Genomic DNA, 26,885 nt, shown 5'->3' on the forward strand with positions numbered 1-26,885 from the left:
ACTCAACAGTCACTACTCAACAATAACCACGTGAATCCATTACTAGACCGGCTGCAGCCATATCCGTTTGAAAAATTGCGTGCGTTATTCGCCGACGTCACGCCCAACCCGGCCTACAAGCCGATCAGCCTGGGTATAGGTGAGCCTAAGCATCCGACCCCGAAGTTTATCCAGCAAGCGCTGAGCGACAATCTGAACGGCCTGGCCAGCTACCCCAGCACCATAGGCGCAGAGCCTTTGCGCGCAGCGATTGCCGGCTGGCTGGAACGCCGCTACGGCTTGCCGCCGCTCGATCCGGCGAGCCAGATCCTGCCGGTCAACGGTTCGCGCGAAGCGCTGTTTGCGCTGGCGCAGACGGTAGTCGATCCGGCGCAGAAGGATGCGCTGGTGATGTGCCCCAATCCGTTTTACCAAATTTATGAGGGGGCGGCCTATCTGTCGGGGGCTCAGCCGTATTTCGTCAATTCTGATCCCGGCCGCAATTTCGCCCCGGATTACCGTAGCGTGCCGGACGATGTCTGGCCGCGCGTCAAACTGCTGTATCTGTGCTCGCCCGGCAATCCGACCGGCGCCGTGCTGTCGCTGGAAGACTGGAAAGAATTGTTTGCCCTGTCGGACCGCCACGGTTTCGTGATTGCTGCCGACGAATGCTATTCCGAGATTTATTTCAAGCCGGAAGCGCCGCTGGGCGGGCTGCAAGCCGCCCACATATTGGGTCGCACAGGTTACCCGCGCCTGATCGCTTTTTCCAGTTTGTCGAAGCGTTCCAATGTGCCGGGCATGCGCTCCGGCTTTGTCGCCGGCGACGCCGCCATCCTCAAAAAATTCCTGCTGTATCGTACCTATCACGGCGGCGCCATGAGCCCGCCAGTGCAGGCGGCTTCGGTCGCCGCCTGGAACGACGAAACCCATGTCGTCGAAAATCGTGCCAAATACATGGCAAAATTCCAACAGGTCACTCCGGTACTGCAAACCGTGCTGGATGTGGAACTGCCTGACGCCGGTTTTTATCTATGGGCCAAGGTAGACAAGCTGGCAAGCATCTCCGATACCGACTTCGCCAAGCGGCTGTATGCCGAATATAATGTGACGGTATTACCAGGCAGCTATCTGGCGCGCGACGCCCATGGCAGCAACCCGGGCCGGCAACGCATCCGCATGGCTTTGGTAGCGGAAGTCGAGGAATGCCTGGAGGCGGCGCAGCGTATCGCCGCTTTTTGCCGTGGCCTCTAGCTTGTGACCTCAGGCATTTGACAATAGCCTGATCCTGCGTATTGCATCATGACGACGTATTTCAGCCGATGTATTTCAGTCCGCTGTATTTCAGTCGTCGTCATGGTCACTACATTATTTTTAAACTTTCAATCTGCGACCAATCATGACTCAATCTCTGCAAGCATTTATCGACCAAGCCTGGGAACAGCGTACCGAATTCTCACCTAAGACCGCACCGGCTGATGTCCGCGAAGCGGTGGCCAAGGTCATCGCCGAACTCAACCAAGGCACTTTGCGTGTCGCCGAAAAAACCGACGGTAACTGGGTCGTCAATCAATGGATCAAGAAAGCCGTGCTGCTGTCGTTCCGCCTGGAAGACAATCTGCCTATGCCGGCCGGCGACAACATGCAGTTCTACGACAAAGTGCCGACCAAGTTTGCCAACTACACCGCTGAAGATTTCGCCAAGGGCGGTTTCCGCGTGGTGCCGCCGGCAGTTGCCCGTCACGGCAGCTTCATCGGCAAGAACGTGGTCTTGATGCCGTCCTATGTCAACATCGGCGCTTATGTCGATGAAGGCACGATGGTCGATACCTGGGCTACGGTCGGCTCCTGCGCCCAGATCGGCAAGAACGTTCACTTGTCCGGCGGCGTCGGCATCGGCGGCGTGCTGGAACCGATGCAAGCCAATCCGACCATCATCGAAGACAACTGCTTCATCGGCGCCCGTTCGGAAATCGTCGAAGGCGTGATCGTTGAAGAAAACTCGGTGATATCGATGGGCGTCTACATCGGCCAGTCGACCAAGATTTATGACCGCGCTACCGGTGAAGTGACTTACGGCCGCATCCCTTCCGGTTCGGTTGTGGTCTCGGGCAGCCTGCCTTCGGCCGACGGCAAATACAGCTTGTATTGCGCCGTGATCGTCAAGCGCGTCGATGCAAAAACCCGCGCCAAGACCGGCATCAACGAGCTGCTGCGCGAAGCTTGATTATTGCGAAGTTTGGTAATTAATTGGAAGTTTAGTAATTGGTAGCCTGGTAATTGGGGACAGAATTTAAGAGCCGCCTAGCTTAACCTTGTGGCGAATTACTCTGTCCTCAACTGATCAGATAAAACAGTTGAATTGCAAAGAAAAATAATTAAGGAGCTTTTTAATGGCCATGGATCGCTTGTTTCGTCTGATGCAGGAAAAAGAGGCGTCGGACATGTTCCTCGCGCCCGGCTCGCCGATTCATCTCAAGATCAAGGGCCAGATGGTTCCTGTCAATCAGCAGAGCATGGATGAAAACACCATCCGGATGTTGCTGAGTGAAGTACTGTCTGCCGAGCGCCTGCAGGAACTGGAACGCAACAATGAGTTGAATCTCGGCTTACCGATAGCCGGTGTCGGCAGTTTCCGGCTGTCGGCGTTCCGTCAGCGCGGCAACATCTCCGCCGTGATCCGCTATATTCCTTACGAAATCCCGGCATTTGAAGATCTGCGCCTGCCGCCCACACTGGTCGAGCTGGTAGGACGCAAGCGCGGTTTGCTGCTGGTGGTTGGCGCCACAGGTTCCGGCAAATCGACCACCATCGCCTCGATGCTGGACTATCGCAATAAAACCCAGGCAGGCCACATCCTGACGCTGGAAGATCCTATCGAATTCCTGTTCCATAATCACCGCTCCATCGTCAACCAGCGTGAAATCGGCAGCGACACTACCGACCTCCACGGCGCGCTGAAGAACGCATTGCGGCAAGCGCCGGATTGCATTCTGATCGGCGAAATCCGCGACAAGGAAACCATGTCGGCTGCGCTCGCCTATGCGCAGTCCGGGCATCTGGTGGTATCGACGCTGCACGCCAACAATACCTACCGCGCACTGAACCGCATCATCAGTTTTTATCCGATCGAAAATCGCCCGGCACTGTTGGAAGACTTAGCTTCTACCCTCGCTGCTATCGTTTCGCAACGGCTGGTCACCACCGTCAAGGGCGAGCGCACGCCAGCAGTCGAAATCATGCTCAACACGCGCCACGTCTCCGAGCTGATTGAAGAAGACAATATCAGCCAGATCAAGGAAGCGATGGAAAAGAGCCTGGCTCCTGGTTCGCAAACCTTCGAGCAAGCGCTGATGCAATTGATTGAAGATGGCGTCATCACCCAGGACGAGGCACTGGCGCACGCCGATTCCCCGAGCAATCTGTACTGGCTGATCAACAACCACACGCCGAGTTCCAAGAAAAATTCAACGCCGGTGGCGCCAGAACCGGAAAAAGTCGAAGGCGCAACCTTCACTGAATTCACACTGGATCTGTAACCGCTTATCCTCGGTAGATAACAGGGATCGCCATCGTGATCGAAGCGATCCCTTGGCGTCAACTTTCGATTATTGAATCACGGCATTGACCGGCGATACGGCAAAAAACACATTGCCCACGCAACTCACCTTGAAACGCGCCTGCGTTGTCGCTTTGGCGAGCGGCGGCAGTTTGACGCTGGCGTGACCGATGTTGGGTACATCAGCGGCCAGCGCTGTCGGCAGGTAAGTGCGGCCGCCATCCAGGGACAGGTCTATGCGCACCTTACTACAAGAAATCGGCGTCACATTGGTTCCCGCCACGTTCCATTTGACAGTCTGCATTGAACCACCCGCCATCACCACGATCGTCTTGCCAGGCGTAGTCACTGCAAAAGGACCGCTCGTCTTGACTACATTGATGGCGACGTCCGCGCTCGCCGTGCTGGCCGTGCTGGCCTGGGTATCGAAATTATCCCTTGCCGTCAGGCGGAATTTAAGTGTGCGATTGGTGGCCGGATAGACCTCGCCATTGCCCAACGGCTCGTCACCCAATACGGCCGCCAGGCGCGGGAAAATGCGCTCACCGCTGGTATTCGGTAAATAAGAACGGAAAATCGGGCCCTGACCGTCATCCTTGAGTACAGTTCTCTGCACCGGACCGGCGTCAAACTGTTCCCAGGTATAAGACATCACCGCATCGGACTTCCCTTCGGCCTTACCCTTCAAGACGAACGGTGTCCGTGCCGGGATCGTCAGTGTAGAAAAACCTCCTCCAGGCATGGATTCCGGATCGATCCATGGCGCATTGCTGGCGTTCGTGCGTTTGACGGCGCATGCGCCTCCTTTCGCGGAAATCCAGGCATTCATCTGATCCTGGCTGACCGCATGAAAATAGGGATCGGAATTTTTCTGCAAATTCTCGCGGGCCCTGCAAATACCGGCATATCCCATGATGGTGGAGCCACTGCCCGGTTCAAGCGCCGAATCAGCCAAAGTCGAGCGGCCGCCGCGACAGCCATTGTAGGTATGCCAGGCGCCAAACTGATGCCCTAATTCATGCGCCACGTAGTCGACATAAAACGCATCGCCGACCGGGTTGTCACTGCCGGTGGTGCCCGCAGCTTTATTTGCCATGCCTGGCGCGTCCTCGCAAGTGCTACCGATCTTGCCGACCACGCCGCCGCTACCAGTGTCCACCACGTGGCCGACGTCGAAATTGGCACGGCCGATCACGGCATTCAGATTAGCGACATTCTGCGCCAGGATATTACCGCCACTCTTGTATGGATCCTTGGCCCGATCGGCATAGATGATCTTGTCATTGTTGGCAACCAGAGTCAGGTGCACGCCAACATCCTTTTCGTAGATCTCGTTGACACGATTCAGCATATAGGTAACTGCCGCCAACCCACCGGCGACGGTGCTGCCGAATTTTGCTGTATAGGAACTGGTCGCCGCCACGGCAATGCGATAGTCGCGGCGCACATTGCCGGTGGCGCTTCTGATGTTGACACCGTTGGTGACTGCGCCGGGTTTCGAACCGTCAGGGACACCGCTCAATATCTTGTCTTGAAATGGCTGAGCCGAAGCTGGCAACGTGCTACGCCGAAAACTCCAGTATTGATCGCCGCTGGCCCTGGCGTTAGTCACTTTGCCGCCCAGCGTTTCAGCCGGTTGCACCAGCCAGCTACCGTCCTGCTCATACACCATGGCTTTCATGCCTTGCGGTGAAATGTCCAGACGCAAGCTACGGCCTTTGCCGTCACTGCCTTTAAAACTGCGGATTTCAGGATAGCGGTGCGCCAGCTCGGGCGGCAAAGTCCCGGAATCGGAAAGTGTGAAATCGGCAAAACCTCCTTCAGGCAATGGCAGCGCCAGTTTGACAGCCGCATTTTCCTTTCGGGCGGAAATACCGCCGTTGCTGCTCGGGATTGCGGATAGTTCTCCTTTTAAGTTGGCAAAATCAAGAGTCAATGCGCGAAAACGCGTTGGTTGCACATCCGTTGTTTTGGCGGCGGCACTACGTTGTTGCGGCAAATCCTGCCACAAGGTGCGTGTGTCGGCAGCTGCAACGCCTGAGATAGACAAGCTGATAAACACGCTAATAAACAGGCTGCCGGCAAGCAGCAGCCCAGCGCTGTAGTGTATTTTCATTTTCATAATTTCTCCTGGAATTAAAAATGATGTTCATCAAAACAATTTCCCTTGCCTCCTATCTGAATAAATTGTGAAAAGGTGTTCCCCGCCAGCGCAATTTGCGAGGCTGGGAGGTTGGGATACCGAGATACGGAGATACGGCTGGCGGCGGCAGATGCTGGCGTGGAAGGTAACGTCGGTAGACGACTAAGACGGCGCATTGTTGTGCCGTCAACAACACTATAGACGGCAAGGCGCTAAGGTATGCCCTAATGTGAATTATTGTGTTTTTCTAAAACCACAACGGGATCTGAATCAAGCGCGTTCGTTGCAAGACCCGCACTTACATGGATAGCAAGTCCGAAAGAAGATAAAATGTGCGGCTCGATACGGTATTCAATTATGGCAATCACTCTTTACGGCATCCCCAATTGCGACACAGTCAAGAAAGCCCGCACCTGGCTTGAAGATCAGGAAATCGCATATACCTTTCACAATTTCAAGAAAGACGGCGTCACGCCGGAGTTGATCACCACCTGGCTGGTGGATGTCGCCTGGGATACGCTGGTCAACCGCAAGGGCACCACCTGGCGCGGTTTGCCGGAACAACGCCGCAACAGCATCACCGACGGCATCAGCGCCACACCGTTGATGATGGAGCTGCCGTCGATCATCAAACGCCCGGTGCTGTTCACCGGCAAGAACACCTACGTCGGCTTTTCGGACGCGCTGTACCAAGAAATATTCAGTCAATAATTGCATCACTCATTTCATCAATACTGCAGCCGATTTCATGAAAAACCAAACCGAAAGCAAGACCCTGGCGCTGGCCGAAGAGTTGATTGCACTGTCCTCCGTCACGCCGCAAGACAAAGGCTGCCAGGCGCTTCTGATCGAATTGCTGGCGCCGCTTGGCTTTGAGTGCGAAACCATCCAGTCCGGCGATGTCACCAATTTATGGGCGCGCAAGGGTACGGCGCGGCCGCTGCTGGTGTTCGCCGGCCATACCGATGTGGTGCCAACCGGCCCGCGCGAACAATGGCAATCCGATCCTTTCCTGCCCAGCCATCGCGACGGCAAACTGTACGGCCGTGGTGCGGCAGACATGAAAACCTCAATTGCAGCGATGGTGGTGGCGGTAGAAGAATTCACGCAAGCCCATCCGGATCACTCCGGCTCTATCGGTTTCCTGATCACCAGCGATGAAGAAGGCCCGGCTACCGATGGCACCGTAGTGGTCTGCGAGAAACTCAAGGCGCGCGGCGAGCAACTCGATTACTGCATCGTCGGCGAGCCGACCTCCAGCTCGACACTGGGTGACATGATCAAGAACGGCCGCCGCGGCACCATGTCCGGCAAGCTCACGGTCAAGGGCATCCAGGGCCACATCGCCTACCCGCAGCTGGCGAAAAACCCTATCCACCTGGCCGCTCCGGCGCTGGCGGAACTGGCCGCTGAAAAGTGGGATGAAGCCAATGAATACTATCTGCCGACGTCCTGGCAGATGTCGAATATCCACGGCGGCACCGGCGCTTCCAACGTGATTCCGGGCGAAGTGGTGATCGATTTTAATTTCCGTTTTTCCACCGCCAGCACGGTCGAAGGCTTGCAGCAGAGAGTGCATGCGATCCTGGATAAGCACGGGCTGGAATACACACTGGCCTGGACCGTAGGCGGCCGGCCGTTCCTGACGCCGCGCGGCACGCTGAGCAACGCCATCGCCGCCGCCATCAAGGTGGAGACCGGCATCAACACCGAACTGTCCACCACTGGCGGCACCTCGGATGGCCGCTTCATTGCCCAGATCTGCCCGCAAGTGATCGAGTTCGGCCCGCCCAACGCCAGCATCCATAAGATCGACGAACACGTTGAAGTGCAGTTCATCGATCCCTTGAAAAACATTTATCGCCGCACTCTGGAAAATTTGCTGGCGCCCTCTGCATCTTGACGCTCGCAGCTGGTCGCACTCTGGTGCGGCCTTATTTGCTCTGATTTGAGCAAATAACAACAAAATCAAGGCCTTAGCGAGCTACTTGGCTAGCTCAGTCCCATCAGACCTGGCATTTCCGATAAAATCCGCCTGACGCACCGCGACTTCGGCGGACAAGTCTCCGCACACTCGCTCTATTTTTATAATCCGCACCATGACACCACAATCCTTTACCTCTATCCGCGATTTGCTGCGCTATGCAGTGACCCGCTTCAATACTGCCGGCCTGTTCTTCGGCCACGGCAGCAGCAACGCGCTGGACGAAGCTGCCTACCTGATCCTGCACACGCTGAAGCTGCCGCTGGATAAAATCGAACCGTTTTTCGATGCGCACCTGTTGCAGCATGAAGTCGACGCCGTGCTGCAGGTGATTGAAAAACGTAGCATCGATCGTATCCCTGCCGCCTACATTACCAATGAAGCCTGGCTCGGCGAATACCGTTTCTACGTTGACAAGCGCGTGATCGTACCGCGTTCCTTCATCGCCGAACTGATCCCTGACCATTTTTCGCCGTGGCTGCAAGATCCGGCGGCAGTCAGCAATATCCTGGAACTGTGCACCGGCTCCGGCTGCCTGCCGATCATGCTGGCGGATGCTTTCCCACAGGCACATGTCGATACCGCGGATATTTCGGCTGATGCCTTGGCTGTAGCGCGCCGCAACGTCGATGACTACGAATTGCAGGACCGTATTACGCTGATCGAATCCGATCTGTACGACAAGGTGCCGGCCAAAAAATACGACCTGATCGTCACCAACCCGCCGTATGTCAATTCCGGTTCGATGGGTAAGTTGCCGCCGGAATATCTGCGCGAACCGCAAATCGCCCTGGCCGGCGGCGATGACGGCATGGACCTGGTGCGCAAGATTGTCGCTGGCGCCAAGCAACGCCTGACCGCAAACGGCGTACTGGTGGTCGAAATCGGCAACGAACGGGCCTTCGCCGAAGCCGCATTCCCGGATCTGGAAATGACCTGGGTCTCGACCAGCGCCGGCGACGACATGGTATTCCTGCTGACGGCAGACCAATTGCCGTAAATTACCGTAAATAAGCACGCAGCAAGCATGGACCCCGTGTCCATGCCGTAGCAAGCAAGATCATCACAACCTGCATGTTGTTTCAGACACATGCATGGCCACTCATTTAGCACTCCTTTAGTAGACAGTAGAAGTAGACATGATACGTTTCCAACAAGTTTCCATGATGCGCGGCATCAAGCCTTTGCTCGACAATGTCGACGTCACCCTCAACCCGGGCGACAAGATCGGCCTGATCGGCGCTAACGGCGCCGGCAAATCCAGCCTGTTCGGACTGCTGCGCGGGGAACTGCATGCCGACCAGGGCGAGATCGATTTCCCGTCGAAATGGCGCATGGCTTATGTCGCTCAGGAAACCCCGGCGCTGGACCGGCCGGCGCTGGAATACGCGATCGACGGCGATATCACCCTGCGCCGCCTGGAAGAAGAACTGGCGTTCCTGGAAAGCGAACCGGAAAGCGCCGCCAACGGCACCCTGATCGGCGAGCTGTACAGCGCACTGGCCGACGCCGACGCCTATACCGTGCGCTCGCGCGCCGAACAATTGCTGACCGGCCTTGGCTTCTCGCTGGCGCAAATGGAACAGCCGGTGGCCAGCTTCTCTGGCGGCTGGCGCATGCGTCTGAATCTGGCGCAGGCGCTGATGTGCCCGTCCGATCTGCTGCTGCTCGATGAACCGACCAATCACCTGGATCTGGACGCCATCATCTGGCTGGAAGACTGGCTCAAGCGCTATCCCGGCACCTTGATCATCATTTCCCATGACCGCGATTTCCTCGACGGCGTAGTGAATGTCATTGTGCATATCGATGAGCGCAAGCTGAAACGCTACTCTGGCAACTATTCATCGTTCGAACGGCAGCGCTCGGCCCAGCTGGAACTGGCGGCCGGCACTCTGGAAAAGCAAATGCGCCAGCGCGCGCATCTGGAATCGTTCATCAACCGCTTCAAGGCTCAGGCCAGCAAGGCCCGTCAGGCGCAAAGCCGGATGAAGGCGCTGGCCAAGATGGAAGAACTGGCGCCGCTGCGCGCAGCGGCTGAGTTTTCTTTCGAGTTCCGGGTACCGTTGAGCGCGCCTAATCCGCTGCTGGTGATGGAAGATGTGAGCGCCGGCTATCGCACCGAAAGCGAGACCAGCCATGAGGTCACTGAAAAAGTGATCGTCTCCGGCATCAATTTCTCCTTGCAGATCGGCCAGCGTATCGGCCTGCTGGGCGTCAACGGCGCCGGTAAATCGACCTTCATCAAAACCATCGCGGAAGAACTTAAACCGCTCCACGGCGAAGCCCAGTTCGGCAAAGGCCTGTCGATCGGCTATTTTGCCCAGCACCAGGTGGAAATGCTGCGCCATGACGAATCGCCGCTGTGGCATATGGGTAAGATCGCGCCCACCACGCGCGAGCAGGAATTGCGCAACTTCCTCGGCAGCTTCAATTTCAATGGCCCGATGGTGACCAGTTCTATCGCGCCGTTTTCCGGCGGTGAAAAAGCGCGCCTGGCGCTGGCCCTGATTGTCTGGCAACGCCCTAACCTGCTGCTGCTGGATGAACCGACCAACCATCTGGACCTGGAAACCCGTGAAGCGCTGACCATGGCGCTGGCGCAGTTCGAAGGCACGCTGGTGCTGGTATCGCATGATCGCCACCTGTTGCGCGCCACCACCGACCAGTTCATCATTGTCGCCGACGGCAAGGTCGCGCCGTTCGACGGCGATCTGGACGATTACAAGGACTGGCTGTTCAAGACCAAGCTGGCGGCCAAGAATGGCGTCGCCAATGCAGCCAGCGGCGCGGCCTTGCCCAAGGCCGGCAGCAAGGCCAAGATCGCCAGCGCAGTAGCGCCAGCGGCCACTGCCGTGGTCGACAATGCCGACCGGCGCGAACAAAAGCGCCAGGAAGCGGAAGCCCGGCAAAAGCTGGCGGCGCAGAAAAAGCCGATCGAATCGCGTATCAAGCGCCTGGATGAACAGATCGCCAAACGCAGCGCGCAAAAGCATACTGTCGATACGCGCCTGGCCGATCCGGAAATCTACGATAAAGACAAGAAAAAGGAATTGGCGACGCTGCTGACCGATCAGGCGTTTTATGCCAAGGAACTGACGCAACTGGAGGCGGAATGGCTGGAGCAGCAGGAAGCGCTGGAGCAACTGGGCAACTAGGCGCAACACCGGATGACGGTGTATGCCGTCCAAAAACGCTAAGCATCATCGGTTGCGGTAAAGTCGGCCGGACCTTGGGCCGGCTTTGGCACCGCAGTGGACAGGACAGCAGGACTTTTGTCTTGCTCGACATCCTGAACCGCTCCATCGCCAGCGCGCAGCAGGCCAGCGCCTTCATCGGCGCCGGTAGCGTGGCAGCAAATTACGGTGAGCTGCGCAGCGCCGATGTCTATCTGATCGCAGCCGGTGATGACCAGATCGCTACTTGTTGCCGCGCCCTCGCCGCTAGCGGCAAACTACAAGCAGGCAGCATCGTATTTCATTGCAGCGGCGCGCTGTCGTCGCTGGAACTGGCAGCCGCTGTCGAACACGGTGCGGCAGTCGCCAGCATCCATCCCATCCGCAGCTTCGCCATGCCAGAGCACGTAGCCGAGCATTTCGACGGCACCTGGTGCGGCAGCGAAGGCGACGCCGCCGCCCTCGCCGTTCTCGGCCCGGCGTTCAGCGCCATCGGCGCGCAACTGGTAGAAATCCAGCGCGAACAGAAGACCCTGTACCACGCTGCAGCAGTATTCGCCTCCAATTACCAGGTGACGCTAATCGACGTCGCGCAGCAGGCTTACATCGCGGCCGGGATTTCACCCGAGCTTGCCTTAAAACTGATCGAGCCATTAATGTCTGAAAGTGCGGCCAACGCATTCAGACTCGGGCCAGCCGCCGCACTCACCGGCCCCATCGCACGCGGCGATCTGGCCACCGTGGCGCGCCAACATCAAGCCGTACAACAGTGGCAGCCGCAAATCGCCGGGCTGTATCAACAATTCGCTGCATTGACTACAGATCTGGCTATACGTAAGAAAAGCGGCAAGCTGTAAATTGCGTAAATCTGCGATAGCTGATATTTTTCTAGAATGCAAAGATAATAAATGCATATAAAGTGGCAAAACCATCATTTCACATTTGCAGGGGAAAACGCTTAACATAGTCGCTACCAAGTCATGTCCACGTGCCCACCAACCAAAGGAAAAGAAATGGCCACCACACTGTCCAAACTGAGCAAGATTGCAGCAGCGATACTAATCACCAGCGTCACGCTCAACGCCTTCGCAGCCGATCTGCTGGATACCGTCAAAGCCCGTGGCACCCTGAAAGTGGCGATGGAAGGCAACTATCCGCCGTTCAATTTCAAAGATCCGAAAAGCGGCCAGCTGGAAGGCTTTGAAGTCGACGTCGCCAAATTGCTGGCGGCCAAACTGGGCGTAACGCCGGAGTTCACCACTACCGAGTGGAGCGGTATCCTGGCCGGCCTCGGCGCCGGCAAATACGATGTCATCATCAACCAGGTCGGGATTACCGCAGAGCGCCAGAAAGCCTTCGATTTTTCCCTTCCTTATACCCTCTCGACCGCGCAATTGATCGTCAGGAAAGACGAGAAACGCAGCTTCCCTACTTTGGAATCGCTAAAGGGCTTTAAGCTCGGCCTCGGCCAGGGCACCAACTTCGAGCAAAAAGCCAAGGCGGTTCCCGGCATTGACGTCAAAACCTATCCAGGCTCGCCCGAATATCTGGCCGATCTGGCTAGCGGCCGCATCGACGCCGCATTGAACGACCGGCTGCTGGTAGGTTACCTGCTGAAAACCTCCAATCTGCCGTTGAAAGCCGGCGCCACTTTTGGCGATATCGACAAGATCGGCATTCCTTTCCAAAAAGGTAATCCGAAATTCGAGGCTGCTTTGAATAAGGCCTTGGATGAAATTCTGAAAGACGGCAGTTTCAAGCAAGCGTCATTCAAGTGGTTCGGTTTCGATGTCAGCAAAGCGCCATCAGCGCACTAAGCACGCAACAAAAGCGCTACACTTCAGCTTCTCCCGACATCCCCGCCCATTGCGGGGATGTTTTTTTAGCCTAGAGAAAATATGGAATTACTAGATTTGCTGCAGCAGGCGATGCCGACCTTGTTCCGCGGCGTAGGGTACACCCTGGTGTTTGCGGTGGCGTCGATGCTGGGCGGATTGCTGCTCGGTTTTCCATTGGCGATTGCGCGCATCTTGCCGTCGCGCCTGGCGCGCTGGCCGGCCAGCACCTATGTCAGCCTGATGCGCGGCACGCCGCTGCTGGTTCAGATTTTCGTGATTTATTACGGCCTGCCCAGCATCGGCATCAGTTTTTCGCCGCTGACGGCGGGCGTGCTGGCGCTGAGCCTGAATGCCGGCGCCTATCTGTCGGAAAGCCTGCGCGGCGCGATTCTCGGGGTACACACTGGACAATGGGCTGCCAGTTACAGTATCGGTTTGAATTACTGGCAAACGTTGCGCTACATCGTGATTCCGCAGGCGATCCGGATTGCAGTGCCATCGATGAGCAATACCCTGATCAGCCTGATCAAGGATACCTCGCTGGTGTCGGTCATCACGGTGACCGAGTTGATGCTGGCCACCAAGGAAATCATTGCGGTGACCTTTCGTCCACTACCGCTATACCTGGCTGCAGCGGCGATTTACTGGTGCTTGAGCCTGTGTTTTGAACGTTTGCAAAGCCGCCTGGAAAGTAAGCTGGGGCAGGCGCATAAATCGAACTAAGATCAAAAGCGCCAACTAAACTCAAAAGCGCGACAGCAAATCGATTTGGCTGACCAGAGGTGTGGCGTCGCCAGGATTAGCTCTTTGATAGCTACCTTCGCTATCCATATCCCAGGCCGATGCATTGTCTTGCAAATGCACCAGCAAACTCTCTTCGATCACACGCCGCTTGAGTTTGCCATCCAGAATCGGGAACGCGGTTTCGATGCGGCGGAATAAATTGCGATCCATCCAGTCGGCGCTGGACAGCATCACATGCTCTTCGCCGTCGGCATAAAAATAAAATACCCGGTGATGCTCAAGAAAGCGTCCGACCACGGAACGCACCTTGATGTTTTCCGACAAGCCCGGCACACCCGGCTGCAAAGCGCACACGCCGCGGATCAGCAACTGGATCTTGACCCCGGCCTGGGACGCCAGATACAGGGCTTCGATCACCGTCGGCTCCAGCAAGGCATTCATCTTGGCGATGATATATCCCTGCCGGCCGGCCTTGGCGGCGTCGACTTCCTTCTGGATCGCATTCAACACATTGGCGTGCAAGGTAAACGGCGATTGCCACAAGCGCTTGAGCGGCACCTGCTTGCCGAAACCGGTCAGTTGCTGGAACACGTTATGCACATCTTCACAAATCTTATCGTCGCTAGTCATCAAGCCAAAATCGGTGTACAGACGCGCAGTTTTAGGATGATAGTTGCCGGTGCCGAGATGCACATAACGCTTCAGCTTGGTATGTTTGGCATTGCGTTTGCGGCGCACGATCAATAGCATCTTGGCGTGCGTCTTGTAGCCGAACACGCCGTACACCACATGGGCGCCGACCGCCTCCAGCTTGGCCGCCCAGCCGATATTGGTTTCTTCGTCAAAGCGCGCCATCAGCTCCAGCACCACTGTGACTTCCTTGCCGTTCTTGGCGGCCTGCATCAAGGTGCTCATCAAGGGCGAATCGTTGCCGGTACGATAAATGGTTTGTTTGATGGCCAGCACATCGGGATCGATCGCCGCCTGCTGCAACAGCTCCAGCACCGGCTGGAAACTTTCATAAGGATGATGCAGAAGCACATCTTGCTGGTCGATGATATCGAATACCGACGCGCCGGTAACGAAGGCTTTCGGCAGCACCGGCGTATGCGGCGTAAATTTCAAATCGGGCCGGTCGACCAAATCCGGCAAGGGCATCAGGCGCACCAGGTTGACCGCGCCGTTGACCCGATAACAATCGGCCGGCGCCAGGCCGTTCTGCTTCAACAAACGCTGTACCAGCGACGCCGGCGTGCCGTCCGCCACTTCCAACCGCACCGCATTGCCCAACTGGCGGGTTGGCAACTCACCCTGCAAGGCCAGCCGCAAATCGGTGACTTCGTCTTCGTCGACAAACAGATCGCTGTTGCGCGTCACACGGAATTGATAACAGCCGCCGATGGACAAACCCGGAAACAGCTCGCCGACAAAGCGCTGCATGAAACTGCTCAGTAACACGAAGCCGTAAGCGTGGCTCGACAAGTGTTCCGGCATCCGCACCAGGCGCGGCAAGACCCGCGGCGCCTGCACGATAGCCAGTTCGGTCTCACGGCCGAAGGCGTCCTTGCCGCTCAGTTTGACTGCAAAATTCAAGCTCTTGTTGAGCACCCGCGGGAAAGGATGCGCCGGGTCCAGGCCGATAGGTGTCAATACCGGCAACAACTCGGTCTTGAAAAACTCATGGGCCCAGGCCGCTTGCTCATCGTTCCAGTCGGCTTCCTGATAAAAGGCAATGCCCTCGGCGTTCAGCGCCGGCAGCAGCACTTCATTGAACAAGGCGTACTGGCGCGCCACCAGCTTTTGCGCGCGCTCGCTGATGATGCTGTAAGCATGCTGCAGCGACATGCCATCCGGCGTCACCCCATCCACCGCCACCCGGATCTGCTCCTGCAAGCCGGACATGCGAATCTCGGAAAATTCATCCAGGTTGCTGCTGGTGATGCAGACGAAACGCAGCCGTTCCAATAAGGGGACCGCGGGATCCTCGGCTTGCGCCAAGACCCGTTCGTTAAAGGCGAGCACGCCGAGTTCGCGATTGAGCAATGGGAAGGTCATGATCCGGTCGGTAGGGTGGTCGGGGAATGAGTTGCAATGGGTTGTTACAGTCAAAATGCCTTGGCGCTTACTAATATGACATTATTGATTGTAAAGACGCAATGTGACGGAAGAATGACAAGAGCCGTGCGCCTCTTGCCGCAATCAGTTTGCATGCGGCCAGGCAGATTTGCCGGGTTCTGTGTCATTCAAATGAAAACGGCTCGCAGAACATAGGTTCTGCAAGCCGTTTTACGACATTCCAACTATTTCCAGCGAGAGTTTAAATTACCGTAGCCAAGCCCAGCGTCAACAACAACGCCACCACCGAAATAATGGTTTCAGCCACAGTCCAGGTCTTGAAGGTTTCAGTCACGGTCATGTTGAAGTACTCCTTCACCAGCCAGAAACCGCCATCGTTGACGTGCGACAGGATCAGCGAACCGGCGCCGGTTGCCAGTACCATCAACTCTGGCCGTACAGTGACGCCGGCAGCGGTGACGATAGGGGCGACGATGCCGCAGGCGGTGGTCATCGCGACGGTGGCGGAACCGGTGGCGACCCGGATCAGCGCCGCCACAAACCAGCCCAGCAGCAACGGCGACAAATGCGCATTGTTGGCGAGTTCGACAATCGCCTTGGAGACGCCGCCGTCGATCAGGATCCGGCCAAAACCAGCCCCGGCGCCGACGATCAGCGTGATCCCGGCGATAGGCGCCAGACACTCGGTAGTGAATTTGAGAATCGCTGCACGATCAAAACCGCGCGCCTTGCCGAAAGTATAAAAGCTCACCAGCGTCGCGATCAGCAATGCGATCACGGAATTGCCCATCAGGCGCAGGAAATCGTTGGCGAAGGTTTTTGGCGTGAAAAACAGGTCGGCCCAGCTGCCGATCAGCATCAGTGCTACCGGTAGCAGGATGGTGCAGATGGTGACGCCGAAACCGGGCAACTCGCGGTGAATGTCCTCTTCAACAAATTGCGCAATCAATGGATTGTCAGGATTCGGCACCACGAAGCGGCTGATCAGCTTGGCAAACAGCGGACCGGCAATGATCGCAGTAGGAATACCGACGATCAGTGCGTACATGATGGTGCGGCCGATATCTGCGTTGTAGGCGGTGACGGCGAACAGCGCTGCCGGATGCGGCGGAATCAGGCCATGCACGACCGACAGGCCGGCGACCATTGGGATCCCGACCATGATCATCGAAGTCCCGGTGCGCTTGGCGACGTTGAATGCAATCGGGATCAGCAGCACGAAACCGACTTCAAAGAACACCGGCAGGCCGACAATCAGCGCCACCACCATCATGGCCCAGTGCACTTTCTTGGGGCCGAAGACGCCGATCAGGGTGTTGGCGATGCGTTCGGCGCCGCCCGATTCAGCCATCATCTTGCCGAACATGGTGCCCAACCCGACCACCAACGCAATATGCCCTAAGGCGCCGCCGACCCCGGTTTCATACGATTTGACGATGCTTGCCATCGGCATGCCGACCACCAAACCTAGAATTACCGAGACCACGATCAGCACGATGAACGGATTCATCTTGAACTTGGCGATCAGCACTATCAGTGCGAGCACAGCAATCACCGCATAGAGCAGCAACATATTTCCCTGAACCATCTCCATCAAATCCTCCTAAAGTCCGATTTATTTTTTGCCGCCGCCGTCTGCCCGCGTTTGCCTTACTCCACAAACCCCAACTCAAGTTCACAACGGCGCCATTTTGCAACTACTAACCGCTAGTTGTCAGTAAATTCCGTCAAGCTGCCACGGATTTATTTTTTATAAGCGATGCAATCCACTTCTACCTTGCAATCGACCACCATGCTCGACTGCACGCAAGCGCGGGCTGGCGGATTGGCGCCAAAGTACTCTTTGAAAACTCTGTTAAACGATTGAAAATCGCGGGTATCGTCAAGCCAGACGCCGCAACGCACCACATGCTCCGGGCCATAACCGGCTTCTTTCAGGATCGCCAGTACATTCTTGATGGTCTGGTGCGATTGGGCGACGATGCCGCCATCGATCACTTCGCCGTCTACCATCGCTACCTGGCCGGAAACATATAGCCAGCCGTCGGCTTCCACCGCGCGTGCGAAAGGCAAATGCTGGCCGCCGGTTCCGGAACCACCTTCAACACCATATCGTTTGATTGTCATAGCTATCCTCCTAAAAAAAACACATCAAAAATTTCAATTTGCGATTGCGGCCTTAGTTGCAACCTTAACCCCTGCCTGGCGCGCCAGGAAGCGCCCTGCCCGCAACTCGGTCGGCGCCTTTTGTGCGCCGCCCAAGTAAGACAAAGCGCCATTCACCCAGACCGCCTCGATGCCTTCCGCCGGCTGCATCGGATCGGCGAAGGTGGCGGCGTCGCGCACGGTCTCGGCATCGAACAGCACCAGGTCGGCCCAATAGCCTTCGCGCACCAGGCCTCGTTGCGCCAGGCCGAAACGTTCGGCCGACAAACCGGTCATCTTGCGAATCGCCACGCTCAGCGGGAATAACTTCTGTTCGCGGCTGTAGTACCCCAGCACACGCGGGAATGCGCCCCACAGGCGTGGATGCGGCAGCGGATCGTTAGGCAAGCCATCCGAGCCGACTACGCTAGCCGGGTGGCTCAGGATACGGTTGACGTCGTCATCCTGCATGCAGTGATAGACCGCGCCAGCCGGTTGCAGACGACGCGCCGCCGCCATCAGATCGACCTGCCATTCGGCGGCGATATCGGCCAGCAGCTTACCGCCCATCGCCGGTTCAGGCTCGGACCAGGTGACCATGATGTCGATGGTATCCGTCACTTGTTTCAGGTCCAGGGTCGATGAGCTGGCGGTGTAGGGATAACAGTCGCAGCCGACCGGCTGATAGCGCTGCGCCTGCTCCAGCGCTTCCAGCACCTCGCTGCTGCGGCCCCAGTTTTCGACGCCGGCGCATTTCAGATGCGAAATCACTACTGGCACGCGGGCATGTTTGCCGATACGGAAAGCCTCATCCATCGCTTCCAGGATATCGGCAAATTCGCTGCGTAAATGGGTGGCGTAGATGGCGCCGGCCTGGGCTAGCGGTTCTGCCAGCGCCAGCACTTCGGCAGTCGGCGCATTGATCGCATTGCCGTAAGCCAGGCCAGTGCTGAGGCCGAGCGCGCCATGCGCCAGCGCTTCGCGCAACTGCTCGCACATAGCGGCGATTTCGGTGTCGCTGGCGGCGCGATCGAGGCGGTCCATCTGGTTGCTGCGCAAGGCGGTGTGGCCGATCAGCGCTGCTACATTGATCGCCGGATGGGCTTGCTTGATCGCTTCGACATAGGAGGCAAAAGTGGGATAGCTGAAAGCGCTGGCCTCACCCAGCAGGTTCATCGGATCCGGCGGTTCCGCCTTGAGCGTGACCGGCGCCGCGCTGATGCCGCAATTACCGACGATCACAGTAGTGACACCTTGCGACAGCTTGGGCAACATGCTTGGTGTGCGAATCACATTGGTGTCGTCGTGCGTGTGGACATCGATAAAACCGGGGCTCAGGACTTTGCCGCTACCGTCGATTACATGCGTAGCCTGCCAATCGGCGAGCGCGCCGGGAGTGGAGCCGATGTGCAAGATACGGCCTTCGGCCAGCGCGACATCGGCAAGATATGCCGGGCTGCCACTGCCGTCGATCACCGACACGTTGCGGATCAGCGTGTCGCAACTGCGTGCGGCCGGCGAATTTGAATCAGTGCGAGAATCAATACTCATTTCAGTCTCCTAACGGCTCGCGGTTGCCGCCGCCGCGATGTGTATCCAGTGTGAATTTCAGGCGCCGCAGCAATTCCTGGCTGCGGTCTTTTTGCAGCAGCGCCAACTCGGTCATCAGCACATCCAGCGCCATCATCATGGCGTAGCGCGATGACGATGGCTTGAAAATAAAATCGGTTTCCAGCGACTTCAGCGGCAACAACATGTCGGCCATCGCTGCCAGCGGTGAACCCAGGGCGGTGATCGCCACCAGCCGCACCCCATACTCCTTGGCGATGGCGCAATTGGCGTTGAGTTCCGGCACATTGCCGGTGGTCGACAGGACCAGCACGACGTCGTCCTTGTCGAGCGTCGCCGCCACCATTTTTTGCAGCATGGCGTCGTGATAGGTAGCCACCGGCCGCCCCAGGCGCACCAGCCGATAGCGGGCCTCATCGGACAGCATAGTCGAGCCGCCGCCCATACCAAAGGCATAAATCATGCGTGCCTGCAGCAGCGCCTGCGCCGCTTGCAGCAAGGTATCCTGGCTCAGCAAGCTACGGTTTACCTCCAGCGCTTTGTGGATATCGGCATACACAATATCGACGATCTGCGGGAATTGATTTTCAGCAAAAGGACTCTCATCCCGTAAAAACCGTTGTCCGATCGCTGCAGCCTGCGCCAGGTGCATCTTCAGTTCACGCACGTCGCGGCAACCGATGGCTTTGGCAAAACGGGTGACGCTGGCTTCGCTGACGCCGGCTTGTTTTGCCAAGGTCTGGATACTGGCACTGGCGGCGAACGGCAAATCGCCGAGGATCGCCTGCGCCACCTTTTGCTCAGCCAGACGCAACTGGCCGCTACGTTCGGCAATGCGCGAGACAACATCGAATAATTGGGTCATGCCTGGTTAACCTTACGAGTCCAGCGCTTACGAATCCAGCGCTTGCCAATCCAGCGACGAGAGTAGAATTATGGCAATAAAAAAGCAGCGTCCCGGCAGCAGACGCGGCAATCAGTGAAATCCTATGTTACTTTGTAACATGCTTCTCATATAGTAAATTCAAGGATATGATTACGTCAAATGAATTCTTGAGGAGGAGATCTGATGAGCAATGTTATTAACTATCACAGCGATTACGAGAACCCGGCAATCGATCCTTTGAACAAGGGCCTGGGCGCATTTAAACAAACATTGCCTGCCGCAGAGGTCAAAGCGCACAACTGGAATCTGCTGCGCGAAGACCTGAGCCTGCCTACCGCCGTGCTCTACGAAGAGCGCATGACACACAATCTGCAGTGGATGCAGCAATTTGTGACGGAATATGGCGTCAAGCTGGCCCCGCACGGTAAAACCACGATGGCGCCGAAGCTGTTTGCGCGCCAGCTAGCCGGCGGCGCCTGGGGCATCACCCTGGCCACCGCACACCAGACCCGGGTCGCCTATCAGCATGGCGTGCGGCGCGTGATCATGGCCAATCAACTGGTCGGCAAACAAAATATGGCAATCATTTCCGATTTGCTGGCCGATCTGTCCTTTGAATTCTGCTGTCTGGTCGATTCGGCCGACGGCGTCGATCAACTGGGCGCTTTCTTCCAGGCCCGCAAGCAAAAGCTGCATGTGCTGCTGGAACTGGGCCCCGACGGCGGCCGCGCCGGTGTCCGTAATGCGGCTCAGCAGGCCGCGGTGCTGGAGGCGATCGCGCGCTGGCCGGAGCATATCGTGCTGGCCGGGGTCGAAGTCTACGAAGGCGTATTGAAAGAAGAAGCCGAGATCCGCAGCTTTTTGCAGCACGCGGTGGCTTGCACCCGGCAACTGGCCAAGGACGGCCGCTTCACCGCACGCGCCGAAGGCAGCGCAGCGCGGCCGGTGATACTGACCGGCGCCGGTTCGGCATGGTACGACGTGGTCGCCGAGGAATTCGCCAAGACCGAGATCGGCCTGCCGCTGGATATCGTGTTACGCCCCGGCTGTTATCTGACGCACGATGTCGGCATCTATCGGGCGGCGCAAGCGCAGATCCAGACGCGCAATCCTATCGCCCGCAAAATGCGTAGCGAATTGCAGCCGGCCTTGCAGCTATGGGCCTATGTGCAATCGATTCCGGAAAGCGGCAAAGCCATCGTTGCGCTCGGCAAGCGTGACGCCGCTTTCGACGCCGGCCTGCCTTCGCCCGCTGTCCACTATCGCCCGGGCAATCCGGCGCCGACGGCGACTCCGGCGCACTGGCAACTGACCGGCATGATGGATCAGCATGCGTATCTGCAGATCAGCGAAGGCGACGATATCAAGGTCGGCGACATGATCGGTTTCGATATTTCTCACCCTTGCCTGACCTTCGACAAGTGGCGCCAGATTGCGGTCCTCGATCCGCAGCATCAGGTGGTCGATGTGATCCAGACCTTCTTTTAATTTCTGTTTTTTAATCTTTTATCCCAGCACAAACGATGACTACAGATATCCTGGCCTATGGCGAAGCTATGGTGGAGTTTAACCAGCGGCTCCACGATGCACGCATGTACTTGCAGGGTTTTGGCGGCGATACTTCGAATTTCTGTATCGCCGCAGCGCGTCAGGGCGCGCGCAGCGGTTATATCAGCGCCCTCGGCAACGATCATTTCGGCCACAAATTGCGCGATCTGTGGCTGTCTGAAGAGGTCGACGCCAGCCATGTTGCCAGCGATCCGCAAGCAGCCACCGGCGTGTATTTTGTCTCGCACGACCAGGACGGTCATCACTTCGATTATTTGCGCGCCGGCTCTGCCGCCAGCCGCTACACCAGCGCACAGCTACCGCTGGCGGCGATTGCTGCCGCCAAGATGCTGCACTTGTCGGGCATCAGCCTGGCGATCAGCGAATCTGCCTGCGACGCCGGCCTGGCAGCAATGGCGCATGCGCGCAAGCATGGCGTGCGTACCTCGCTCGATACCAATCTGCGGCTAAAGCTGTGGCCGCTGGAACGCGCCCGTGAAAAAATGCGTGCGGCGTTTGCCTTGTGCGATATCTGTTTGCCCAGCTGGGATGACATCAGCGCCCTCACCGGCCTCGACGACCGCGATGCGATTGTCGATACGCTGCTGTCCTACGGTATCGGCCTGATCGCCTTCAAGCTCGGCGCCGAAGGCTGTTATGTCGCCACCGCCAAGGAACGCCGTCTGGTGCCGGCCTACGCTGTCGAAGCGGTCGACGCCACCGGCGCCGGCGATTGTTTTGGCGGCGCTTTCATCGCCCGCCTGGTGGCCGGCGACGATCCTTTCCGCGCTGCCCGCTACGCCAATATCTGCGCCGCCTTATCGACTACCGGCTATGGTGCGGTGGCGCCGATTCCGCGCGCAGAGCAGGTAGAAGAAATACTGGAATCAATATAATTGGCTTTGCTGCTGTTTTTTCAGCAGCAGCTCACCGACAATTGCCCCCAGCCGTTGTATGCCGCGCTCGATCTGCGGCGAGAATGGCTGACCGCAGCACAGCCGCAGAAAATGATCGAAGCGTTTGGAATTGGAGAACATCAAGCCGGGAGCGAGCTTGATCCCTTCGACCAACGCCGCCTCGAATACCGCTTTGGATGACAATTGCTGCGGCAGCTCCAGCCACAACAAAGCACCGCCCGCAGGCAGGCTGACCCGCGTACCGGCTGGGAAATGGATGGCAATCGCTTCAGCAGTGCGTGCGCGCTGTACCCGCAACGCTTCACGCAAACGCCGCAAATGGCGATCATAGGCAGTCGACGCCATGAAGTCAGCGGCAGCGATCTGCGCCCACTCTTCATTCGCCCGCGTATGCGCAAACTTGAGCATCTCCAGCCGCGCCTGCCAGCGGCCGCCAACCATCCAGCCCAGCCGCATGCCCGGCGCCAGCACCTTATTGAGCGAGGCGCAGTAGATCACATTGCCGCTCCGGTCCCAGGCCTTTAATGCGGTCGATGAAGTCGTTTCAGGCACCAGATCGCTATACGAATCGTCTTCGATCAAGGCCATGCCATGCTGCTCGCATAAGGCCACCAGCCGCGCCTTGTGTGAATCCGGCATGATGCTGCCCAAGGGATTTTGCAGATTCGGCACCGCCACCACCGCCTTGATATTGTCGTAAGTCTGCAGCGCCAGTTGCAGCGCTTCAATCGAGATCCCGGTGCGCTGGCTAGTCGGGATTTCGAGCGCGCGCATGCCCAGGCTCTCCAGCACCTGCAGCAAACCATAGTAGGTCGGCGATTCGACCGCAATCGTGTCGCCCGCCTGCGCAACCGCGCGCAGAGCCAGATTGATCGCCTCGATGCAACCATGGGTGACGATCACCTGTTCCGGCGCAATCTTGATGCCGATGGCGAGACTGCGTTTGGCAAGCACTTGTCGAAAGGCCTGGTTGCCGCTATGCGACATCATGCTGGTCAATACCTCCGGCCGCTGGCGCAAAGTCCGGATTGCAGCATTTTTCAAAGCTTCCACCGCATACAATTCTGGCGCGCAACTGGCGCTGCTCAGATCGAGCGTGACCGTATTGCTGCGTCCTTGCGCGATAATTTCCGAGACCCGTTCGTGGATGCCGGCATATTGCGCCGACATCAGCGCCGGCGTGGTCGACAGATTCGGCTCGTCCGGCAACGCCAGCCGCCGCGCCTGCCGCACAAAATAACCGGAACGCGGGCGCGCTTCCAGCCAGCCTTCCTGTTCCAGGTAACGCAAGGTTTGCAATGCCGTCGACAGGCTGACCTGATGTTGCCGCATCAGATCGCGTACCGACGGCATGCGATCGCCCGGCCCCAAGGCAAGCGCCTGGATGGCGGCCAGGTAGTGCTCGGCCAGGCGCCGATACAGCAATTGCTGGGTTGACGATTGCGGCGGCGAGCTGGATGGGATTTGAGGCTGTGGGATTTGAGGCTGTGACACGAGGAGCTTGCTCATAGGATGCAATGAATTGTGGAATTTTGCTGCATTATTGCTGCATTTCGCCGCAACGAAACAGATACAGAACAGGAGATACGGGACGATAACAGATAAGGCAAACCTCGGCTGTTACGCAGCAGATGACGAGCAGCTGTGCCTGTTTCGGCGAGCGGTGGACGGTTAGGCTAGAGCCATCTCTTTCATCACGGAAACCGCCATGTACTCCATCAACAGCGACAGCATTTCTCGCATCCGGCTAGGCCGCGCTCAAGCCAGCATGTTTTACGCCGCGCGCGGAACAACTGTTGTAGCGATGCAAGGCAACATCCTTGTCAGCGAAGGCGGCCTGGCCGCCGACACAAGTTTTGTGGTCAGCGACGGCGAGTGCCATGTGGTGCAACGCAGTGGCTGGATTCGATTGCAGGCAAGCGGAATCGGCCCTGGCACGGCAATCGTCAGCATCGGGTTGCCAGCGGCTCCCTGGTGGCAGCGCTGGTGGCAGCGAGCACATACTTTGGTTGCGCTAAAAGGATGATGCAATACTTGCAATATCGTTAAATCGCAGGCCGCACTTGTAATTTGGCAAAGCACTTGTTCCCCGCCACCGATCTGGCTTATTCTGTCGCCATGAGTATCACGCGTGAAGATCTTGAACAGGACCGCCTGCGGACCATCCTGGATAACACCCCGATTGCTTCCGCCCTGCTTTCCGAAGCAGCGCTGGAGGCCTCATGGCGAGCCGCGCTGGCTTCGCTGCCCGATCCCAACGGCGATGTCTGGTTATTCGGCTACGGCTCCCTGATCTGGAATCCGATGGTGGAACATAGCGAACGCGTGCCAGCCAAGCTGTACGGCTATCACCGCGGCTTTTACCTGTATTCGCGCATCAATCGCGGCACTTGGGACAATCCCGGCCTGGTGCTGGGACTGGATCGCGGCGGCTCCTGCCAAGGCGTCGCGTTCCGGATTCCCGCCATCAGCATCGAAACAGAATTGAAAATGCTATGGCGCCGCGAAATGCTGACCGGCGCCTATCTGCCGCGCTGGCTGCCGATGCAACTCCAAGGCAAGAACGGTCCGCGGATCAAGGCGCTGGCATTCGTCATGAATCGCCAGCATGAAAGCTACACAGGCCGCCTGCCGGACCTGACCGTGGTCTCGCATCTGCGCGACGCCTGCGGACTGTATGGGCCAGCCCGGGACTATTTGCGGCATACCCTGGAAGGGTTGCTGAAAGAAGGCTTCCGCGATCCATATCTGGCGCGGTTGTGGGCGCAGCTGGAGTCTGGTCAAGATCGGTTGAGCGAAAAAAAATAACCAGGCGGCAGTTGCGGTTGCTTTTGACGTTGCCGTTGACGTGAATTCCGCATTGGGACGTTGCCAAATGTGGCGCGTGTCAGTCGGGAATTGTGGGAAGACATGTCTGAGCGCAGCGAGTTGGTCTTTCCACCCGACTGGCACGCGCCACATTTGGGGACCTGACCGAAGGGAAGGCAACGGCTTTGCGGTCGCCTTCTTTTGGTTACTTTTCTTGGCGAAGTGTATAGACCGGACACATGGGTAACACCTGTGCCGGGACATGGGTAACATATTTAAGCCTTACTTTCGTGGTTATGCAAGTCAATCTGACCGATGCGCTGGTGCGAGAAGAATAAATCGAAGACGCCGTCCCGATCTTGTAGCGGACGCACAGCAATGCAATACCCCTGTAGTGCACTCGATACTTTTAAACGGTGACCATGGAACTTGATATCGCCATTCCAGCCGACGGTTAGGGTCATATCGCTGGCGGAGTATTCAACCTGCGGCAAGCGCTCCGGATAAGCCAGCCGACTCGGCCGATAACGGGTGACCGGTGTCGCCATGTCGATGGCTTCATGGGGCCGCTCATGGTTATAGACGAGCCGCCACTGATCGAAGGCATTTTGTGCCTCATCCAAGTCATGGAAGTGACTGCCCCGGATGACATCGGCCTTTAATGTGCGATGGAAGCGCTCTTCTTTGCCGTTCGTTTGCGGATGGGCCGGGCGACTATGGCTGATCTTGATGCCGAGTTGAATCAGCCAGATCGTCAGCTTGGTGATGCCGTGTTCGTGCTTCGATGAGCTCCCCCAAGGCGCACCGTTATCGGCATTGATACACAGGGGTAAGCCATACAGACGGAAGGCATCAACTAGCGCTTGCCGGACGAATTCTCCGTTGGGACGCGAGCATGCGTGCAGCACCACGTTGTAACGTGAATGGTCATCCAGCACCGTCAAGGGATGACAGGTTGCTTTGCCTGTCTCGAAATGCCCCTTAAAATCCATCTGCCATAGGTCATTGGGTTGCGCATGCTCAAACCGCTGCCAAGGGGTGCTGCGCTCGCTGGCCGATTCTTCAATCAAGCCATGGCGATGCAGGATGCGAGTGACAGTGCTTGGGGTCGGCACTACCGTATGACCAAGGTCGAGCAAACGTCGACGAATCTTGCGACCGCCCCAAGTCGGGTGCTTGTGCCGTAAAGCGACCACCTGATCTTCGACCGGGCCGGGCGCACGCATTGGTGTCTGCAATGGCCGTCGAGTTCGATCCTGCAAACCGATCTGGCCTTCCAAGGTGAATCGTTCGATCCATTTATAGCCAGTCTTAGGACTGATCCCAAAACGCTCGCACAGCGCACGTCGATTAACCCCTTCCTGCAGGGCCAGCGAGACGAATTCTTGACGCAAGGTCATCATGTCTACATCTTTCCAGGGCATGGTTGTCAATCCTTTGGTCTTCATTCGAATGAACCAAAAGTGTTACCCATGTCCCGGCACACCTGTTACCTATGTCTCCGGTCTATACA

At 57.5% G+C, this 26,885-nt stretch carries 22 protein-coding genes; 14 read left to right on the forward strand and 8 right to left on the reverse strand.

The window, feature by feature from the left end; translation table 11 throughout:
* The first annotated feature begins 30 nt into the window (after positions 1–30).
* From dapC to VNZ60_RS04160, 3 genes are all read left to right on the forward strand, one after another.
* Entirely contained in the window at positions 31–1,233 is a 1,203-nt protein-coding gene (gene dapC, locus VNZ60_RS04150; protein ID WP_325657160.1) for a succinyldiaminopimelate transaminase, read from the forward strand.
* Between the two features lie 145 nt (positions 1,234–1,378).
* Positions 1,379–2,206: a 2,3,4,5-tetrahydropyridine-2,6-dicarboxylate N-succinyltransferase gene (gene dapD, locus VNZ60_RS04155; RefSeq protein ID WP_014005275.1), complete on the forward strand. Its 828-nt coding sequence runs from the start codon at positions 1,379–1,381 to the stop codon at positions 2,204–2,206.
* A 166-nt stretch (positions 2,207–2,372) separates the two neighbouring features.
* Positions 2,373–3,518, forward strand: a complete 1,146-nt coding sequence (locus VNZ60_RS04160; protein ID WP_325657161.1) for a PilT/PilU family type 4a pilus ATPase — start codon at positions 2,373–2,375, stop codon at positions 3,516–3,518.
* A gap of 69 nt (positions 3,519–3,587) precedes the next feature.
* Here VNZ60_RS04160 and VNZ60_RS04165 read toward each other — a convergent pair whose 3' ends face one another.
* Positions 3,588–5,660: a reprolysin-like metallopeptidase gene (locus tag VNZ60_RS04165; RefSeq protein ID WP_325657162.1), complete on the reverse strand. Its 2,073-nt coding sequence runs from the start codon at positions 5,658–5,660 to the stop codon at positions 3,588–3,590.
* Positions 5,661–6,038: 378 nt separating this feature from the next.
* Here VNZ60_RS04165 and VNZ60_RS04170 point away from each other — a divergent pair, with 378 nt between their 5' ends.
* The 7 genes from VNZ60_RS04170 to VNZ60_RS04200 all read left to right on the forward strand — a co-directional run bounded on the left by VNZ60_RS04170 (position 6,039) and on the right by VNZ60_RS04200 (position 13,402).
* Positions 6,039–6,392 carry an ArsC family reductase gene (locus VNZ60_RS04170; RefSeq protein WP_325657163.1) on the forward strand — a complete coding sequence of 118 codons (354 nt, stop codon included), beginning with the start codon at positions 6,039–6,041 and terminating at the stop codon, positions 6,390–6,392.
* A gap of 37 nt (positions 6,393–6,429) precedes the next feature.
* Positions 6,430–7,584, forward strand: coding sequence for a succinyl-diaminopimelate desuccinylase (gene dapE / locus VNZ60_RS04175; protein ID WP_325657164.1), 1,155 nt, complete (start codon positions 6,430–6,432; stop codon positions 7,582–7,584).
* A 196-nt stretch (positions 7,585–7,780) separates the two neighbouring features.
* Positions 7,781–8,665, forward strand: coding sequence for a 50S ribosomal protein L3 N(5)-glutamine methyltransferase (prmB, locus tag VNZ60_RS04180; RefSeq protein ID WP_325657165.1), 885 nt, complete (start codon positions 7,781–7,783; stop codon positions 8,663–8,665).
* Positions 8,666–8,804: 139 nt separating this feature from the next.
* Positions 8,805–10,823, forward strand: coding sequence for an ATP-binding cassette domain-containing protein (locus tag VNZ60_RS04185; RefSeq protein WP_325657166.1), 2,019 nt, complete (start codon positions 8,805–8,807; stop codon positions 10,821–10,823).
* Positions 10,781–11,698, forward strand: coding sequence for a Rossmann-like and DUF2520 domain-containing protein (locus tag VNZ60_RS04190; protein ID WP_325657167.1), 918 nt, complete (start codon positions 10,781–10,783; stop codon positions 11,696–11,698). The genes VNZ60_RS04185 and VNZ60_RS04190 overlap by 43 nt, the downstream gene beginning before the upstream one ends.
* Before the next feature lie 156 nt (positions 11,699–11,854).
* Positions 11,855–12,658 (forward strand): transporter substrate-binding domain-containing protein, encoded by an 804-nt coding sequence (locus tag VNZ60_RS04195; protein WP_325657168.1) that lies wholly within the window; start codon positions 11,855–11,857, stop codon positions 12,656–12,658.
* 81 nt (positions 12,659–12,739) lie between these two features.
* Entirely contained in the window at positions 12,740–13,402 is a 663-nt protein-coding gene (locus tag VNZ60_RS04200; RefSeq protein WP_325657169.1) for an amino acid ABC transporter permease, read from the forward strand.
* A 21-nt stretch (positions 13,403–13,423) separates the two neighbouring features.
* Here the strand turns inward: VNZ60_RS04200 and ppk1 are convergent, their stop codons facing one another.
* The 5 genes from ppk1 to VNZ60_RS04225 all read right to left on the reverse strand — a co-directional run bounded on the left by ppk1 (position 13,424) and on the right by VNZ60_RS04225 (position 20,078).
* Positions 13,424–15,478, reverse strand: a complete 2,055-nt coding sequence (ppk1, locus tag VNZ60_RS04205; RefSeq protein WP_325657170.1) for a polyphosphate kinase 1 — start codon at positions 15,476–15,478, stop codon at positions 13,424–13,426.
* A gap of 262 nt (positions 15,479–15,740) precedes the next feature.
* Positions 15,741–17,093, reverse strand: coding sequence for a GntP family permease (locus tag VNZ60_RS04210; protein WP_325657171.1), 1,353 nt, complete (start codon positions 17,091–17,093; stop codon positions 15,741–15,743).
* Positions 17,094–17,242: 149 nt separating this feature from the next.
* Positions 17,243–17,626, reverse strand: a complete 384-nt coding sequence (locus VNZ60_RS04215; protein ID WP_325657172.1) for a RidA family protein — start codon at positions 17,624–17,626, stop codon at positions 17,243–17,245.
* Between the two features lie 33 nt (positions 17,627–17,659).
* The gene (locus tag VNZ60_RS04220; protein ID WP_325657173.1) at positions 17,660–19,195 is read right to left on the reverse strand and encodes an N-acyl-D-amino-acid deacylase family protein; all 1,536 of its coding nucleotides are present in this window, start codon (positions 19,193–19,195) and stop codon (positions 17,660–17,662) included.
* Position 19,196: 1 nt separating this feature from the next.
* Positions 19,197–20,078 carry a MurR/RpiR family transcriptional regulator gene (locus VNZ60_RS04225; protein ID WP_325657174.1) on the reverse strand — a complete coding sequence of 294 codons (882 nt, stop codon included), beginning with the start codon at positions 20,076–20,078 and terminating at the stop codon, positions 19,197–19,199.
* Between the two features lie 204 nt (positions 20,079–20,282).
* On the opposite strand from VNZ60_RS04225, the gene VNZ60_RS04230 reads away from it, so the two are divergent.
* Both VNZ60_RS04230 and VNZ60_RS04235 read left to right on the forward strand, forming a co-directional pair.
* Positions 20,283–21,587, forward strand: coding sequence for an amino acid deaminase (locus VNZ60_RS04230; RefSeq protein ID WP_325657175.1), 1,305 nt, complete (start codon positions 20,283–20,285; stop codon positions 21,585–21,587).
* Between the two features lie 35 nt (positions 21,588–21,622).
* Positions 21,623–22,543 (forward strand): sugar kinase, encoded by a 921-nt coding sequence (locus tag VNZ60_RS04235; protein WP_325657176.1) that lies wholly within the window; start codon positions 21,623–21,625, stop codon positions 22,541–22,543.
* Here VNZ60_RS04235 and VNZ60_RS04240 read toward each other — a convergent pair.
* On the reverse strand, positions 22,535–24,073 hold the full coding sequence (locus tag VNZ60_RS04240; RefSeq protein WP_414648770.1) for an aminotransferase-like domain-containing protein: 1,539 nt from the start codon (positions 24,071–24,073) through the stop codon (positions 22,535–22,537). The two genes, VNZ60_RS04235 and VNZ60_RS04240, sit on opposite strands and share 9 nt — an antisense overlap.
* Before the next feature lie 199 nt (positions 24,074–24,272).
* Here VNZ60_RS04240 and VNZ60_RS04245 point away from each other — a divergent pair, with 199 nt between their 5' ends.
* Together VNZ60_RS04245 and VNZ60_RS04250 are read left to right on the forward strand one after the other, a co-directional pair.
* Positions 24,273–24,590 (forward strand): hypothetical protein, encoded by a 318-nt coding sequence (locus tag VNZ60_RS04245; protein ID WP_325657177.1) that lies wholly within the window; start codon positions 24,273–24,275, stop codon positions 24,588–24,590.
* A gap of 92 nt (positions 24,591–24,682) precedes the next feature.
* Positions 24,683–25,372, forward strand: coding sequence for a gamma-glutamylcyclotransferase (locus VNZ60_RS04250; protein ID WP_325657182.1), 690 nt, complete (start codon positions 24,683–24,685; stop codon positions 25,370–25,372).
* Between the two features lie 275 nt (positions 25,373–25,647).
* Here the strand turns inward: VNZ60_RS04250 and VNZ60_RS04255 are convergent, their stop codons facing one another.
* Entirely contained in the window at positions 25,648–26,796 is a 1,149-nt protein-coding gene (locus tag VNZ60_RS04255) for an IS481 family transposase (RefSeq protein WP_325657183.1), read from the reverse strand.
* Positions 26,797–26,885 lie beyond the last annotated feature (89 nt).

Origin of the sequence: Collimonas sp. (genome assembly GCF_035566375.1) — a bacterium.
In the GTDB taxonomy this organism is placed as follows: domain Bacteria; phylum Pseudomonadota; class Gammaproteobacteria; order Burkholderiales; family Burkholderiaceae_D; genus Collimonas.